Annotated in this window: 15 protein-coding genes; all 15 read right to left on the bottom strand. The window is 41.6% G+C overall.

What is annotated here, in order from left to right; all coding sequences use genetic code 11:
• Positions 1 to 412: 412 nt before the first annotated feature.
• Positions 413 to 2,197: a choice-of-anchor I family protein gene (locus MTN97_RS14565; protein WP_248474703.1), complete on the bottom strand. Its 1,785-nt coding sequence runs from the start codon at positions 2,195 to 2,197 to the stop codon at positions 413 to 415.
• Between the two features lie 143 nt (positions 2,198 to 2,340).
• The gene (gene glmU / locus MTN97_RS14560) at positions 2,341 to 3,699 is read right to left on the bottom strand and encodes a bifunctional UDP-N-acetylglucosamine diphosphorylase/glucosamine-1-phosphate N-acetyltransferase GlmU (RefSeq protein ID WP_248474702.1); all 1,359 of its coding nucleotides are present in this window, start codon (positions 3,697 to 3,699) and stop codon (positions 2,341 to 2,343) included.
• Positions 3,700 to 3,996: 297 nt separating this feature from the next.
• Positions 3,997 to 4,419 carry a F0F1 ATP synthase subunit epsilon gene (locus MTN97_RS14555; RefSeq protein WP_008464176.1) on the bottom strand — a complete coding sequence of 141 codons (423 nt, stop codon included), beginning with the start codon at positions 4,417 to 4,419 and terminating at the stop codon, positions 3,997 to 3,999.
• Positions 4,420 to 4,432: 13 nt separating this feature from the next.
• On the bottom strand, positions 4,433 to 5,818 hold the full coding sequence (gene atpD / locus MTN97_RS14550; RefSeq protein ID WP_024601473.1) for a F0F1 ATP synthase subunit beta: 1,386 nt from the start codon (positions 5,816 to 5,818) through the stop codon (positions 4,433 to 4,435).
• A gap of 33 nt (positions 5,819 to 5,851) precedes the next feature.
• Positions 5,852 to 6,712, bottom strand: coding sequence for a F0F1 ATP synthase subunit gamma (gene atpG / locus MTN97_RS14545; RefSeq protein WP_138626157.1), 861 nt, complete (start codon positions 6,710 to 6,712; stop codon positions 5,852 to 5,854).
• Positions 6,713 to 6,771: 59 nt separating this feature from the next.
• Complete coding sequence (atpA, locus tag MTN97_RS14540; RefSeq protein WP_013466263.1) at positions 6,772 to 8,313, bottom strand: F0F1 ATP synthase subunit alpha; 1,542 nt, start codon at positions 8,311 to 8,313, stop codon at positions 6,772 to 6,774.
• Between the two features lie 14 nt (positions 8,314 to 8,327).
• Positions 8,328 to 8,861, bottom strand: a complete 534-nt coding sequence (gene atpH / locus MTN97_RS14535) for a F0F1 ATP synthase subunit delta (protein ID WP_016900009.1) — start codon at positions 8,859 to 8,861, stop codon at positions 8,328 to 8,330.
• A 16-nt stretch (positions 8,862 to 8,877) separates the two neighbouring features.
• Entirely contained in the window at positions 8,878 to 9,348 is a 471-nt protein-coding gene (gene atpF, locus MTN97_RS14530; RefSeq protein ID WP_036980703.1) for a F0F1 ATP synthase subunit B, read from the bottom strand.
• 41 nt (positions 9,349 to 9,389) lie between these two features.
• The gene (gene atpE / locus MTN97_RS14525; protein WP_004335261.1) at positions 9,390 to 9,623 is read right to left on the bottom strand and encodes a F0F1 ATP synthase subunit C; all 234 of its coding nucleotides are present in this window, start codon (positions 9,621 to 9,623) and stop codon (positions 9,390 to 9,392) included.
• A 53-nt stretch (positions 9,624 to 9,676) separates the two neighbouring features.
• Positions 9,677 to 10,534 carry a F0F1 ATP synthase subunit A gene (gene atpB, locus MTN97_RS14520; RefSeq protein WP_138626155.1) on the bottom strand — a complete coding sequence of 286 codons (858 nt, stop codon included), beginning with the start codon at positions 10,532 to 10,534 and terminating at the stop codon, positions 9,677 to 9,679.
• Between the two features lie 15 nt (positions 10,535 to 10,549).
• A complete protein-coding gene (locus MTN97_RS14515; RefSeq protein WP_008112121.1) occupies positions 10,550 to 10,930 on the bottom strand; it encodes an ATP synthase subunit I in 381 nt (126 codons plus the stop codon).
• Between the two features lie 142 nt (positions 10,931 to 11,072).
• Positions 11,073 to 11,999 (bottom strand): ParB/RepB/Spo0J family partition protein, encoded by a 927-nt coding sequence (locus MTN97_RS14510; protein WP_075169486.1) that lies wholly within the window; start codon positions 11,997 to 11,999, stop codon positions 11,073 to 11,075.
• A gap of 21 nt (positions 12,000 to 12,020) precedes the next feature.
• A complete protein-coding gene (locus tag MTN97_RS14505) occupies positions 12,021 to 12,806 on the bottom strand; it encodes a ParA family protein (protein WP_138626153.1) in 786 nt (261 codons plus the stop codon).
• A gap of 14 nt (positions 12,807 to 12,820) precedes the next feature.
• Positions 12,821 to 13,441, bottom strand: a complete 621-nt coding sequence (gene rsmG, locus MTN97_RS14500) for a 16S rRNA (guanine(527)-N(7))-methyltransferase RsmG (protein ID WP_008464169.1) — start codon at positions 13,439 to 13,441, stop codon at positions 12,821 to 12,823.
• A gap of 15 nt (positions 13,442 to 13,456) precedes the next feature.
• Positions 13,457 to 15,346: a tRNA uridine-5-carboxymethylaminomethyl(34) synthesis enzyme MnmG gene (gene mnmG / locus MTN97_RS14495; protein ID WP_013466270.1), complete on the bottom strand. Its 1,890-nt coding sequence runs from the start codon at positions 15,344 to 15,346 to the stop codon at positions 13,457 to 13,459.
• Positions 15,347 to 15,591 lie beyond the last annotated feature (245 nt).

Raw genomic sequence — 15,591 nt, 5'->3', positions numbered from 1 at the left:
AGATGATTGCTTTATATTGTTAAAGAACGTTGCGATTAAAGCGTTTAACTTTATCTCGCTAGGGCTGCGCATATTACCCTTTCCTGTTTTTTTGTCAACACTTAATTTTTAGTTTCTTTTAAAAGATTTAAAAGCTAAGTTTTACTCGACTTACTTACCGTTTGTTCAGCGCTTTTAATTGCTGCCTACCGGGTCAGTGGATGCGCATTATAGGGATATTCTGGAGAGGGTCAATGCTTTATTTTAGTTTTATTAAATTAATTTCAATTTAGTACAATAACCATACAAACAAAGGGTTGCAGAGGTGTTTTTGATTAAAAAGCATTCAGAAAAGGTATAGTTATTAAGAGAGGAGAAAGTAAAAGCGATTTATAGCTAACCGCTATATCGCTTTTACTTAAAACTTTACTAATTACTGAGTTGTTATTTCCCATACGGCAATTGAGCCTGAGATTTCATTACCGACTATAAGCAGTGCTTCGTTTGTTGCACTTTGCGCTGCAGGAACAAATGTCATTCCTTCAGGAGCGAGATCGCCACTTATATCTGCACTTGGTTCTAAACCTCGATTATAAAAGTAGTCTTGAAATTTCACATCATAAGGGTTGGTTATATCAAACACCATTATTCCGCCCATACGCTCTAAGCCAACAAAAGCAAATAACCTGTCGCCAACCTCACCTAATGTTAGCGCTTCGGGCTCTGCCCCTTTATCATCTGAGCGTGTATCGCCTTTGTTTTCATCTTCGTTATTATTAAACGCGTTACTATGAACAGAAGCGGTTACTCGTGCAATTTGATCGCCTGAGTCAAACACCACCAGCCCATTGCTATCCCAAATGGTAAATGACCGTGCGCCATAAGCATAAAGCGATTCGTATTGGCCATCGTTATTTTTATCACCTTTTACTGTTGTAACTTTTAAACGACCAATGTCGTTATCATCGTTATTTAAGTAATCGAAGTTAGCTGCGAGCGTTAGATCTTCTACGCGGCTTTCATCTATATATGCCAAACACCCATCTTTAGCGTCATAATCAAGGCCACCCTGAGCGATACAATCAGCTTCATCGCTGGCATCATAAAAGTATTCGCGTGCATCACCCTCATTGGCAGATACAATAAAGTTGGCTCCTTTCCAGCTAAAACTTGCAATTGTATCTGGCTGATACATGCCATATAAACCAGGGTATGATTTAAAATTAACACCACCGTCTTTGTCTGAAGCGTCAAATTGTAAGTTTGACCAATCTTTAAAACCGAGTCCTTTTAGCTCAAGGGAATTATCTTCAAGGTTGATGATGGCTAGAGCGTTATTTTCTTGAATAGAGACATAGGCGTATTTATTATCCTTGGAAATACTCACATATTCTGGCTCTAAATCCATAGCGACGGTGGTATTTATTAAATTACCATTAATAGTACGTCCAGTAGGATTGGCAAACACTAAGCCCTGCGCTTCTAATTCTGCTTGCTGATTATTGTAAGCTTGAAAGTTGATGCTCATAGCGGTATCGGCAATAGTGCCGTTATTAATATCGATAATGCTGATAGTGCCTTCGGGGTCGATACTGTAGTCGCCATTAGGTTCACCTTCATTAGCAACCACTACTTTTGCACCATCATGGCTAAATGTCACCATGTCGGGTAGGGCACCTACTGTTACATTTTTAATAAATACTGGTGTATCTCCGCCAATATTGTAAAACGCTATTTGGCCAGCTTCGCCCACGTTTGTAGCAGCCATTGCTACCGCTAATAATTGGTTATTCGCATCGATAGCTATGCTGTTTGCATCGCCAGGCGTATTTTCATTTAGTGAGAGCGTAATGGCAGAGGCTAAGTTGGTCGCGGTTACAATACCTTCGTTATCTTTTACTAATGCAGCAGTGTCGAACGTATCGGCAGGAATGATATTCACAACATCCTCATCACCAGAGCTATTAATAGCATAAATCCATTTTTTAGAAGCTTGGTAGGCGACTATTTCAGCTGCACCCTCAGGGCTTTGTGCATTGAGAACTGCACGACCAATAAGATTGATATTTAAAGCTGAATTTGCATTAGTACCGTTTTCGCCATTATTACCCGCTGTACCTTCTATACCCTGTGCGCCATCTTGGCCGTCATCACCATCTAGTGAGCAACCAGTTAATAGTGATAGCAAAGAAAGGGCTATTATTGATTTGTTTAACATTATTGTTTTCCTTAGTGTTGTATTAGTTAAATATCAACACACAGGGATGACAGCAATATGGCATTTTTATTTGAATTATATTTAGGCAATAAAAAAGCGAGTTATAAAACTCGCTTTAAATATTTAATAAGTAATGGCCATTACTATTTTTTAACTGGGCGTTTCCAACCATCTAAATTGCGTTGCTTGCCACGTGCTACGGCTAACTGATCATCCGCGACAGTATTGGTGATCACAGAACCTGCACCTACAGTTGCTGTAGCACCAATATTTACAGGAGCAACCAGTGATGAGTTAGAGCCAATAAAGGCATTATCGCCAATAACGGTTTTCGCTTTATTCACACCATCGTAGTTACAAGTGATCGTGCCTGCGCCAATATTCACTTTCTCGCCAATTTCAGCATCACCTAAGTAACTTAAGTGGTTTGCTTTAGAGCCTTTACCTAAACGGGTTTTTTTCATTTCGACAAAGTTGCCAATGTGCGAGTCTTCTTCCATTATTGCACCTGGGCGAAGGCGGGCGTATGGACCGAGTGTACATTTAGCCGCAACTGATGCATCTTCAATCAATGTATTGGCTTTAATAACAACATTATCGCCGATGCTGCAATTTTTAAGTACGCAGTTAGGGCCAATTTGTACATTATTACCAAGCGTTACATTGCCTTCAAAAATAACGTTGATATCGATGAGGACATCTTCACCTGTTTTCACGTCGCCACGTACATCTATGCGAGCAGGGTCAGCAAGGGTCGCCCCATTTAGCATGAGCTCTTCTGCTTGCCATGCTTGATAAGCACGCTCAAGGCCTGCAAGTTGTACGCGGTTATTTGCACCTTCAACTTCCATTGGATGATCAGGCTGTGCTGATGTAATTTCTACACCTTCACTATGCGCCATTGCAACTATATCTGTGAGGTAGTATTCGCCTTGAGCATTATTGTTAGATAGGTTACCTAACCATGTTTTTAAAAGCTTACCATTTACCGCCATAATACCGGTGTTTACTTCGTTAATAAGTAACTGCTCTGCGGTAGCATCTTTTTGCTCAACAATACCCACTAACTTACCATCAACACGTAACATGCGCCCGTAGCCATTTGGATTTGCTAAATTAACGGTTAATACTGCTAAACCATTTTTAGGTGTCGCTGCTAATAAGCGCTCAAGTGTAGATTGTTTCGTTAAAGGTACGTCACCGTATAAAACCAGTACAGCGTCGTCGTCATTTATATGTGGGTTTGCTTGTGCCACTGCGTGGCCTGTGCCTAGTTGCTCAGCTTGTAGCACCCAGTTTACGTTATTATCGGCTAACTGTTGTTGTAATAGTTCGCCGCCATGACCATAAACTAAGTTAGTCGATGTAGCACCTAGCGCATTGGCATTATCGATAACGTGTTGCACCATAGGTTTACCTGCCACTTTATGCAGTACCTTAGGCAGAGCAGAGCGCATACGAGTACCTTTACCCGCTGCAAGAATTACTGTTGTTAGAGCCATTAAAACAATTTCCTTTTTCCGTTGTTTTAGCTTGATAGAATAAGTGTGCTGCAAAGTAGATTACGTAAGTCACATCATGTGCAAATACTCAGTAGGCTAAGCAATGACTACTGAATCTTAACTTAAGCAAAATAACACCTAATAGAATAGGGTTATTGTAACGAGGATCTTGCGTAGATATAAGTAATAATGAAGAGATATTAGCCATTACGATTAATTTATTTACAAATAGTCACGGGATTTATCATCAAGCACAAAAAAGCCCACATAAAGTGGGCTTTTAAAAACCAGATAGGCTTACTTTTTACGTAATTGCTGAATAATGCGTAGCTGAGCAATTGCTTCAGCTAGTTGCATTGCTGCTTGATTGTAATCAAGTTCAGCAGATGCGCCTTTTGCCATTTGGGCTTCAGCGTCACGCTTAGCTTGCTCTGCAGCTTTTTCGTCTAGGTCTTCACCACGAACAGCTGTATCAGCAAGTACGGTCACTATGTTCGGTTGAACTTCTAGTGTACCGCCAGCAATATAGATGAGTTCTTCTTCACCAAATTGCTTAACTAAACGTACCATACCAGGTTTAAGGGCAGTTAGTAGTGGGGCGTGACCGGCGTTAACACCTAACTCACCTTCACTACCAGATACTTGAATAGATTCTACTAAACCAGAAAATAATTTCTCTTCAGCACTTACTACATCAAGATGTACAGTCATAGCTGCCATACTACCCTCCTAATTACATGCTTTTGGCTTTTTCTTGAGCTTCTTCGATAGAGCCAACCATGTAGAACGCTTGCTCTGGCATATCATCAAACTCACCGTTTAAGATACCTTTGAAGCCTGCAATTGTGTCTTTAAGTGAAACGTATTTACCTGGCGCACCTGTAAATACCTCTGCCACGAAGAATGGCTGAGATAGGAAACGCTGGATTTTACGTGCACGAGATACAAGTTGCTTATCTTCGTCAGAAAGCTCGTCCATACCTAGAATCGCGATGATGTCTTTAAGCTCTTTGTAACGCTGAAGAACTGTTTGAACGCCGCGCGCTACACCGTAGTGCTCTTCACCGATTACTTGTGGATCAAGCTGACGTGAAGATGAATCAAGAGGGTCTACCGCTGGGTAGATACCTAGTGATGCGATATCACGTGAAAGTACCACTGTTGCATCTAAGTGAGCAAACGTTGTTGCTGGAGATGGATCCGTTAAATCATCCGCAGGTACGTATACCGCTTGGATTGAAGTAATTGAACCTGTCTTAGTAGATGCGATACGCTCTTGAAGTACACCCATTTCTTCAGCAAGTGTAGGCTGGTAACCTACCGCTGATGGCATACGACCAAGAAGTGCTGATACTTCTGTACCCGCAAGTGTGTAACGGTAGATGTTATCTACGAAGAAAAGTACGTCGCGACCTTCGTCACGGAACTTCTCAGCCATAGTAAGACCTGTTAACGCTACGCGTAAACGGTTACCCGGTGGCTCGTTCATCTGACCGTATACAAGCGATACTTTATCAAGTACGTTTGAATCGTTCATTTCATGGTAGAAATCGTTACCCTCACGAGTACGCTCACCAACACCTGCGAATACTGAGTAGCCGCTGTGCTCGATTGCGATGTTACGGATAAGTTCCATCATGTTTACGGTTTTACCAACACCGGCACCACCGAATAAACCAACTTTACCACCTTTAGCGAATGGACATACAAGGTCGATTACCTTGATACCCGTTTCTAAAAGTTCTACTGAGCTTGATTGCTCTTCGTAAGTAGGAGCTGCACGGTGGATAGACATACGCTCGTCTTCACCGATTGGACCTGCTTCATCAATTGGCTCACCAAGTACGTTCATGATACGACCTAGGGTCTTAGTACCAACTGGAACTTGAATTGCTTCGCCTGTGTTTGCTACTGCAGCACCACGACGTAAACCGTCTGTAGTACCTAGTGCGATAGTACGTACCACACCGCCACCTAGCTGCTGTTGAACTTCTAAAGTCAAACCAGCTAAATCGCCATCTGTTACTTTTAGCGCGTCATATACGGCTGGCACGCTGTCTTGTGGAAATTCGATATCCACAACGGCGCCGATAATTTGGACGACCTTACCTAAACTCATGTCTATTCCTCTCGTTAATCTTTGCCTGAAGCATTAAACTGCTGCTGAACCAGAACAAATCTCACTAATTTCTTGTGTGATTGCTGCTTGGCGAGCTTTGTTATATACAAGCTGTAACTCATCCATAAGGTCACCGGCATTATCAGTTGCAGCTTTCATTGCAACCATGCGGGCAGCCTGTTCAGAGGCAGCGTTTTCAACTACACCTTGGTATACTTGAGACTCAATGAAACGTACTAACAAAGACTCTAAAATAGCCTCTGGGTTTGGTTCATATAAGTAATCCCACGCATGTGTAGATACTTCTTCTTCAGCTTTTGGCAAAGGGAGTAACTGATCTACTATTGGCTCTTGCTTCATGGTATTAACAAAGTTGTTATATACCAGGAATAAACGGTCAATTTTACCTTCAGAGAATGCATCTAGCATTACTTTTACAGGACCAATTACATCCTGTACTGAAGGCTTATCTCCAAGACCTGCTTTTTTAGCAAGCACTTGACCACCAAAACGTTGAAAGAAGCCAGCTGCTTTACTACCTAAAGTAGCAAAATCAGCATCTACGCCTTTTTCTTTCCACGCTTTAATCTCTAATGCGACTTTTTTAAACTCGTTTGAGTTTAAACCGCCACACAGACCACGGTCAGTAGAGATAACAATATAACCAACTCGTTTTACTTCACGTTCTTCTAAGAACGGGTGAGTAAAATCAAGATTTGCTTGAGCAACACGACCAATCACTTTACGTAATTTTTCAGCGTATGGACGGCTTGAAGCCACTCGTTCTTGCGCCTTTTTCATTTTAGACGCAGCAACCATTTCCATTGCGCTAGTGATCTTTTGAGTATTTTTAATACTGCCGATCTTGCTTTTAATCTCTTTTCCGCTGGCCATGACTCTCTCTCCGAATCAAGGTGTGCTTTAGAATATAAAGCACACCATTAATAACTAAATTACCAAGTTTGCGTAGACTTGAACTTCTCTAGAAGTTCTTTAAGCTGCGCTTCGATCTCGGCGTTGTAGTTACCAGTTTCATTGATTTGAGCCATAAGCTCTGCGTATGTGCTATTTGCGTAAGAAAGTAAAGCCGCTTCGAAATCCATAATTTTAGCAATTTCGATGTCTTTTAAGTAACCTTTCTCAGCTGCGAATAACGACAAAGACATTTCAGCAACAGACATTGGCGCGTACTGTTTCTGCTTCATTAGCTCTGTTACACGCTCACCATGCTCAAGTTGAGCACGAGTAGCATCATCAAGGTCAGACGCGAACTGCGAGAACGCAGCTAACTCACGGTACTGAGCTAGGGCTAGACGGATACCGCCACCTAGTTTCTTAACGATTTTAGTTTGTGCAGCACCACCAACACGCGATACCGAGATACCAGCATTTACAGCCGGACGGATACCTGAGTTGAATAAGTCAGTTTCTAAGAAGATCTGACCATCGGTGATAGAGATAACGTTTGTCGGTACGAACGCAGAAACGTCGCCGCCTTGAGTTTCAATGATAGGCAATGCCGTCAATGAACCTGTTTTACCTTTCACTTCACCGTTAGTGAATTTTTCAACGTAATCCGTGTTTACACGTGATGCACGCTCTAAAAGACGCGAGTGAAGGTAGAATACGTCACCTGGGTATGCTTCACGGCCTGGTGGACGCTTAAGTAGCAATGAGATTTGACGGTAAGCAACAGCTTGCTTAGATAAATCATCATATACGATTAATGCGTTTTCACCACGGTCACGGAAGTATTCACCCATAGTACAGCCCGAGAACGGTGCTAAGTACTGAAGTGCCGCAGATTCAGAAGCAGATGCTACAACTACGATAGTATTTGCAAGTGCACCGTGCTCTTCTAATTTACGTACTACGTTAGCAATAGTAGATGCTTTTTGACCAACCGCAACGTACACACACTTAACGCCTGTGTCTTTTTGGTTGATGATTGCATCGATTGCCAGTGCAGTTTTACCTGTTTGGCGGTCACCGATAACAAGCTCACGTTGACCACGACCAACTGGAATCATTGCATCGATAGATTTGTAACCAGTTTGCACTGGCTCATCTACTGATTGACGCTCGATTACACCTGGTGCAATTTTTTCTACAGGTTCAAAACCGTCGTTATCTAAAGCGCCTTTACCATCGATAGGAGCACCTAGTGTGTTTACAACACGACCAAGTAGACCCGCACCAACAGGCACTTCTAAGATACGACCAGTTGTGTATACTTTTACGCCTTCTGTAAGGTCAGCGTAAGGACCCATTACTACTGCACCAATTGAGTCGCGCTCAAGGTTTAGTGCGATAGCATAACGGTTGCCAGGAAGCTCAATCATCTCACCTTGCATACAGTCAGCTAGACCGTGGATGCGAATGATACCGTCAGTAACAGATACAATTGTACCTTCGTTACGAGCTTCACTTACAACTTCGAACTTCTCAATACGTTGTTTGATCAGATCTGAAATTTCAGTGGAATTAAGTTGCATGCTCTTTTTCCCAATTACGATTGTAGTGTTGTGGCTAAGCGATTTAATTTACCGCGTAAAGAGCCGTCAATTACAGTGTCACCCGCCTTGATAATAAGACCGCCAACAACTGTAGCGTCTTCACTACAATTCAGCTTAACTTTGCGTGCGAAACGTTTTTCAAGTGCCGCTACCAATGATTCTTGCTGCGCTGCAGCAAGAGGCGTTGCCGAAATCACGTCAATATCGATTTCTTTGTCATAGTCTGCTTTTAAAGCAGAAAATAAATGAGCAACTTCAGGTAGTGCAATCAAACGTCCATTTTCAGCCATCACCTTAACTAGGTTCTGACCTTGTTCGTTGAGCTGCTCACCACATAAGTTAATAAATAACTCAGCTTGTGCAGTAGCAGTAGGCAATCCAGCTAAAATGGTTGATGCCTGTTCATTGCTGGCAACGTGGCCAGCAAAGAACAACATGTCATTCCAACTTTCAATGGTGCCTTTTTCAACGGCAAGTTCAAAAGCCGCTTTAGCGTATGGGCGAGCGATAGTAGTCAATTCAGACATGCTCATACCCTCCTAATTACAGCTCAGCGACAAGTTTTTCAACGATGTCACTATGTGCGGCTTGATTGATTTCGCGCTCTAAAATTCTTTCTGCGCCAACCACAGCCAGAGTTGCTACTTTCTTACGTAGCTCTTCTGTCACACGGTTACGCTCTGCTTCGATTTCAGAGTGCCCTTGAGCAATAATTTTTTCACGCTCTTGTTGACCACGAACAGTTTCTTCGTCAACGATTAGCGTGGCACGCTTTTTAGCTTGTTCAATGATATCAGCCGCTTGAGCCTTTGCATCTTTAAGCTGTTCTGCAGCTTTGTGTTGCGCAAGTTCTAAGTCTTTTTCGGCTCTATCAGAGGCAGCTAAACCATCTTCGATCTTCTTCTGGCGAGCTTCAATTGCACCGTTTAGTGGTGGCCATACGTATTTCATACAAAATAATACGAACACCGTAAACGCAATTAATTCACCGATAAGAGTGGCGTTTAAGTTCACAACCGCTCCTCCTTAAATAGTAAGCTGTTCAAAAAATAAAATTAAAGTACGAACAACAATACCATCGCGATACCAACACCAATCATTGCTACAGCATCGATTAGACCAGCAAGGATAAACATTTTAACTTGTAGCGATGGTGCAAGCTCAGGTTGACGCGCACATGCTTCAAGGAATTTACCGCCCATGTTACCAAAACCGATTGCTGTACCGATTGCACCGAAGCCGATAAGTAAAGCTACTGCGATGTACTTAAGACCTAATACTAGTTCCATTTTTTTCTCCAAAGTTTCAATTGTAATTAAAAGTAAAAATTAAAAGTTATAAATTAGTGATTATCCGAACTTGCCATGCTTAGGTATACGATTGTAAGCATCATGAATACGAATGCTTGCAATACAATTACCAAGATATGGAATACAGCCCACACAAAGTGCAACGGTAGTTGCATTAAACCTATTGCACCGATAAGGATGAAGATTAATTCACCTGCATATAAGTTACCGAACAAACGCAGAGCCAGTGAAAACGGCTTAGAAACCAATGCGATAAGCTCTAGTAATAGGTTGAATGGAATTAAAAGAATCTGCATAGCTGTATTGTTTGAACTAAACGGGTGAAGTGTTAGTTCTTTAATAAAACCGCCGATACCTTTGATTTTAATTGAGTAACCAATCATTAGAATAAACACGCCCAGCGCAAGTGCTGCTGTCATGTTGATATCTGTAGTTGGTACAATTTTCATGTATACGTCGTGTGAATCCATACCGAATGCAGTTTCGCCAACAAAGCCAGCAAATGCAGGTAGGAAGTCAACTGGGATTAAATCCATTAAGTTCATTAAGAATATCCAAACGAATATTGTTAATGCTAATGGTGCAATTAGCTTACTTTTACCGTGGAAGGTATCGCGTACGTTGTCGCCAACGAACTCAACAACCATTTCAATGAAACATTGAAGTTTTCCAGGTACACCCAGAGTTGATTTTTTTGCGGCACTACGGAAGATCCATAAAAATATTAGACCTAGTCCGATAGACCATGCGAGGGTATCTATATGCCATGTCCAGAAGCCACTATCCGTACATGCTTTATTGAAGGCAAGACCGGCGTCGGTCGAGCACATCTTAGCATTGGTTAAGTGGTGCTGAATATGGCTAGATAGAGTAACTTCTTCTGCAGCCATGTTATATCCCAAAAGTTAATGTTTAAAAAAAACGGGTGTAAACAATCCTGTAAACAACACCAACACATAAGCACAAAAGAAAGGTAGCAGTACTACCGGATAAAGCTTTAGCATTAGTGCAAACAAAACGATTGTTAGCATAAATTTTAATCCGTTGCCGCGTTTTAACGAGGCATACGCTTGATTTGCTCGACTTGCACCCATATATCTGAATGCATAAAGCGCAAATACAAAGTTAGGAAGTACTGCGACTGCGCCACCAGCTAGAGCTGAAAGTGCGGCATTGGTTTCCCAACCTATAAAAATTATTAGTGCAGCTAAAAGGGCTACAAATCCCTGAAGGCAAATTAATTTTAATGCGGCAAGCCTATACGGGCTCGCTAACTTATTAGTCACTTTTAATTAACCTTTATGACGCTCTAATTGTCAGGGTATGAAAACTGGCGAAATTATACTTAATCCTGCCAGTTTTGCAACTTGAGTAGGTGCTTTGTAACACAAAATCGCTGTAAATGTCCCTTTTTAGACATCCAATGAATTAATGGTGGGAATAGTCTTGATTGATACGGTTTAAAATACCGTCTAACTCGTCAAGATTAGTGTAAGAAATAACCAACTTCCCTTTGCCTTTTTTGTTGTAATTTATTTCTACCTTTGCCCCTAGGTTATCAGCAAGCTGCTGCTCTAACTGTTTAACATCTGGGTCTTTTTCTATTACTTCTTTTGCTGGAGCTGGCTCTAAAATAGAGCGTACTAGTTTTTCTGTTTCGCGAACGGTCAATGCCTTTGCAACAGCTAAACGGGCTGCATCTGATTGCACTTCACCTTCAAGTGCTAACAGGCAACGTGCGTGGCCCATTTCAATGTCACCATGCTCTAACAAAATTTTTACATCGTTATTTAGATTATTTAAGCGTAATAAGTTAGTCACGGTCGTACGTGATTTACCAACGGCATCAGCCACTTGTTGATGCGTTAACTCAAACTCATTAAGCAACCGATTAAGTGCAATCGCTTCTTCCATAGCGTTTAAGTCTTCACGCTGAATATTTTCAATCAGAGCAATAGCAACGGCAGCTTCATCAGGTACGTCTTTAATAATACAGGGTACAAACTCAAGCTTAGCTATTTGCGCAGCACGCCAACGACGTTCACCGGCAATAATCTCATAGCTGTTATGCGCAACAGGGCGCACAACGATAGGTTGAATAATTCCTTGTGAGCGTATCGAACTGGCGAGTTCTTCGAGTGCCTCTTCAGACATGTCTTTACGAGGTTGATACTTACCTGAGTGTAAAAGCTCGATCGGTAGTTTTTGTAATTCACTGTTACTAGGCTGCGCTGCATTTTCAACTGCGCTGGTTACGTTAGCAGTATCCTGTTCCTTGCCTTCGCTTGGTGCAGGTTTAGATGAACTTAAAAGCGCATCGAGTCCTCGGCCTAAACCTCGTTTTTTAGCAGACATGTTATTTTTTTTACCTCAAAGTTAGGCGACAACGGGAGTTGTTTTTTCTTTTCTGCGTAGCATTTCACCAGCGAGAGCTAAATAAGCTTTCGCGCCACTTGATGCTCGATCGTAGTACATTGCTGGGGCACCAAAACTTGGGGCTTCTGCAAGTCGAACATTACGTGGGATCACCGTACGGTATACTTTATCGCCAAAATGTTGTTTTAATTGTTCTGATACATCATTTGCTAGTCGATTACGCGGATCGTACATAGTACGAAGTATGCCTTCAATCTGTAAGTTAGGGTTAACTAACTTAGCAAGTTGCGTAATCGTGTCCATTAATGCTGTTAATCCTTCCAGTGCATAATATTCACATTGCATAGGTACTAAAATAGAATCGGCAGCGGCCATGGCATTAACGGTTAACATATTTAAAGAAGGCGGGCAGTCTATAAAAATAAACTCGTACTGCTCCTGAATTTTTTCAAGCGCGTTACGCAAACGTACTTCTCGCGCAAATAATTCCATCAGCTTAACTTCTGCAGCGGTCACATCACCGTTTGCAGCAATCATATGATATTCGCCTGAGGTTTCTTTAATAATCACTTCATCAATAGGCTTATCTTCTATGAGCAAGTCATAGATAGTAGGGACGTCACCATATTTGTCGACGCCACTGCCCATGGTCGCATTGCCTTGCGGGTCGAGATCTATTAACAGCACTTTACGCTTCGTTGCAGCCATAGATGCAGCGAGATTAACGGCAGTGGTAGTTTTACCTACTCCACCTTTTTGATTTGCTAATGCGATGACTTTTGCCACAGTGTCTCTGATCCCTAGTCTTTAGAAAGAATTATTAAATGTCGTTGTGCATCTAAATCCGGTACTTCTAATGCAATTTTTTGCTCAAACTTAACACCAGCAGGGAGTGAGTCTAATTCCTCACTTGGAAATACCCCTTTAAGTGCAATGAACTTACCTGAATGATCGATTAAGTGCGAACACCAGTCAATCATATCTTGTAACGATGCAAATGCACGACTTAGTACGCCATCTAATTTAACACTTGGTTGATATTCTTCAACTCTTGACTGCACAGGGGTCACATTATCAAGGCCAAGCTCATGTTTAACATGCATTAAAAAACGTACACGTTTGCCTAAACTATCTAATAATACAAACTGCGTATCGGGTAAGGCAATAGCTAACACTATGCCCGGTAAACCAGGACCTGTGCCAACATCAATATAATGATGGCCGGTCAAGTGAGGCGCAACAACTAAGCTATCCATTATATGTTTAACCATCATTTCTTGAGGTAAACGTACTGAGGTTAAATTATAGGCTTTATTCCACTTATCGAGTAATTCGACATAGCGAACAAGTTGCTGCTGTTGTTTTTGTGTTAGCGCAATATCAGTTTGCGCTAACAAAGTTGTTAATTGTTGCTGTAACACAATGTACCTTTACTGTTACGCAGTTTTGCGCAACAAGCCTTGCTTCTTCAGATACACTAATAATAGCGAAATCGCCGCTGGGGTGATACCAGAAATACGCGAAGCTTGACCAATAGTGTCTGGACGAGCATCAATTAGCTTAGCAACAACTTCATTTGATAAACCAGAGACGGTTTTATAATCAAACTCTTTTGGTAAAATTGTTTCTTCATGACGAAGCTGCTTATTGATCTCATCTTGCTGGCGTGCAATGTAACCTGCGTACTTCGTATGAATTTCAACCTGCTCTAAAGCGGCCTTATTGGTAAACTCAGATCCGAGTCCTTCAATGGCCATCAAGTCGTTATAACGCACTTCAGGTCGGCGTAATAATTCTTCTAAGCTGGCTTCACGTACAAGTGGAGTTTTAAGTAATTCATTTACTTGATCAACAACCGCATGATCTTTATGGATCCAGGTATCTTTAATACGCTGTTTTTCTTTAGCGATCACTTCCATTTTTTCGTTGAATGCTTGCCAACGTTCATCGTTAACTAAACCTAATTCACGGCCTTTTTCAGTTAAACGTATATCAGCGTTGTCTTCACGTAGTAACAAACGGTATTCAGCACGGCTAGTAAACATGCGGTACGGTTCTTTTGTACCCAGTGTTGCTAAGTCGTCAATTAATACACCAACATAAGCTTCATCACGACGTGGCGTCCACGATTCTTTACCTTGTACTTGTAAGGCTGCATTCATACCTGCGATCAGACCTTGTGCGCCTGCTTCTTCGTAACCGGTCGTACCATTAATCTGACCAGCAAAAAATAAACCATCAATAAATTTAGTTTCTAATGATTGTTTTAAGTCGCGCGGATCAAAAAAGTCATACTCAATAGCATAGCCAGGACGACAGATATGTGCATTTTCAAATCCGGTGATCGATTGCACAATTTCTAACTGCACATCGAACGGTAAGCTGGTTGAAATACCGTTAGGATATAACTCGTATGACGTTAAGCCTTCTGGCTCTACAAATATCTGGTGCTTATCTTTATCAGCAAAACGGACAATTTTATCTTCAATAGACGGACAGTAACGTGGGCCTATTCCTTCGATAACACCTGAGTACATAGGTGAGCGATGTAAGTTTTTGCGAATAACATCATGTGTTTTTTCATTTGTGTAAGTGATGTAACACGGAATTTGTTGTGGGTGATCACTTTGTTTACCCATAAATGAGAATACCGGTGTTGGTGCATCACCTGGTTGTTCTTGCATTTTAGAAAAATCAACAGTGCGTGCATCAATACGTGGTGGTGTGCCTGTTTTTAAACGATCCACTCTAAATGGAAGTTCGCGTAAACGATCAGCCAATGCAATTGAAGGTGGATCGCCTGCACGGCCACCTTTAAAGTTTTCAAGACCGATATGAATTTGGCCACCTAAGAATGTGCCTACGGTTAGTACTACACTAGGAGCACTGAAACGCAGACCCATTTGGGTAACGACACCGGTTACACGGTTGTTTTCAACGATAAGATCATCACATGATTGTTGAAAAATCTTTAAGTTTTCTTGGTTTTGAAGTGTGTTCTGAATAGCCGCTTTGTACAAAGCACGATCCGCTTGAGCACGAGTAGCTCGTACAGCAGGGCCTTTAGAAGAATTAAGCGTACGGAATTGGATCCCGCCTTTGTCAATAGCCTGAGCCATTGCGCCACCCAGGGCATCAATTTCTTTAACTAAGTGGCCTTTGCCAATGCCACCAATCGCTGGGTTACAAGACATTTGACCAAGGGTATCCATATTGTGAGTCAGCAGCAGGGTATTCATCCCCATACGGGCAGCTGCCAATGCGGCTTCAGTGCCAGCATGTCCACCACCTACTACGATAACGTCAAAATTTTCGTGAAAAATCATTAATGGGATCCTACTTAAATCAAACCAGAAACTTCAAAAGGGAGCGTATTCTACCTAGAAATTAGCAGAAGATAAATGATTAAACAGTGCTCAAGATCTAAGTAAGTGATCTCTAATAATATAAAGGATCTTTTAAAGAGATCTTTTAATACTATTACTACTACTGATCGGGTTTTCTGTTGATAAGCTTTAGATCATGATTAAAAACATATAATTAGATCGGATCTAAAGGTGTTAATATGATC

This window comes from Pseudoalteromonas sp. 2CM36K, assembly GCF_023161865.1.
Lineage (GTDB): Bacteria > Pseudomonadota > Gammaproteobacteria > Enterobacterales > Alteromonadaceae > Pseudoalteromonas > Pseudoalteromonas tetraodonis.
This window is presented reverse-complemented; position numbering and strand designations above follow the sequence as displayed.

Bases quoted from the DNA above. Each gene is read 5' to 3' on its own strand.
- atpB (WP_138626155.1), bottom strand. From the start codon at position 10,534: ATGGCTGCAGAAGAAGTTACTCTATCTAGCCATATTCAGCACCACTTA.
- MTN97_RS14510 (WP_075169486.1), bottom strand. From the start codon at position 11,999: ATGTCTGCTAAAAAACGAGGTTTAGGCCGAGGACTCGATGCGCTTTTA.
- mnmG (WP_013466270.1), bottom strand. From the start codon at position 15,346: ATGATTTTTCACGAAAATTTTGACGTTATCGTAGTAGGTGGTGGACAT.
- glmU (WP_248474702.1), bottom strand. From the start codon at position 3,699: ATGGCTCTAACAACAGTAATTCTTGCAGCGGGTAAAGGTACTCGTATG.
- atpA (WP_013466263.1), bottom strand. From the start codon at position 8,313: ATGCAACTTAATTCCACTGAAATTTCAGATCTGATCAAACAACGTATT.
- atpH (WP_016900009.1), bottom strand. From the start codon at position 8,861: ATGTCTGAATTGACTACTATCGCTCGCCCATACGCTAAAGCGGCTTTT.
- atpD (WP_024601473.1), bottom strand. From the start codon at position 5,818: ATGAGTTTAGGTAAGGTCGTCCAAATTATCGGCGCCGTTGTGGATATC.
- atpG (WP_138626157.1), bottom strand. From the start codon at position 6,712: ATGGCCAGCGGAAAAGAGATTAAAAGCAAGATCGGCAGTATTAAAAAT.
- atpE (WP_004335261.1), bottom strand. From the start codon at position 9,623: ATGGAACTAGTATTAGGTCTTAAGTACATCGCAGTAGCTTTACTTATC.
- MTN97_RS14555 (WP_008464176.1), bottom strand. From the start codon at position 4,419: ATGGCAGCTATGACTGTACATCTTGATGTAGTAAGTGCTGAAGAGAAA.
- MTN97_RS14565 (WP_248474703.1), bottom strand. From the start codon at position 2,197: ATGTTAAACAAATCAATAATAGCCCTTTCTTTGCTATCACTATTAACT.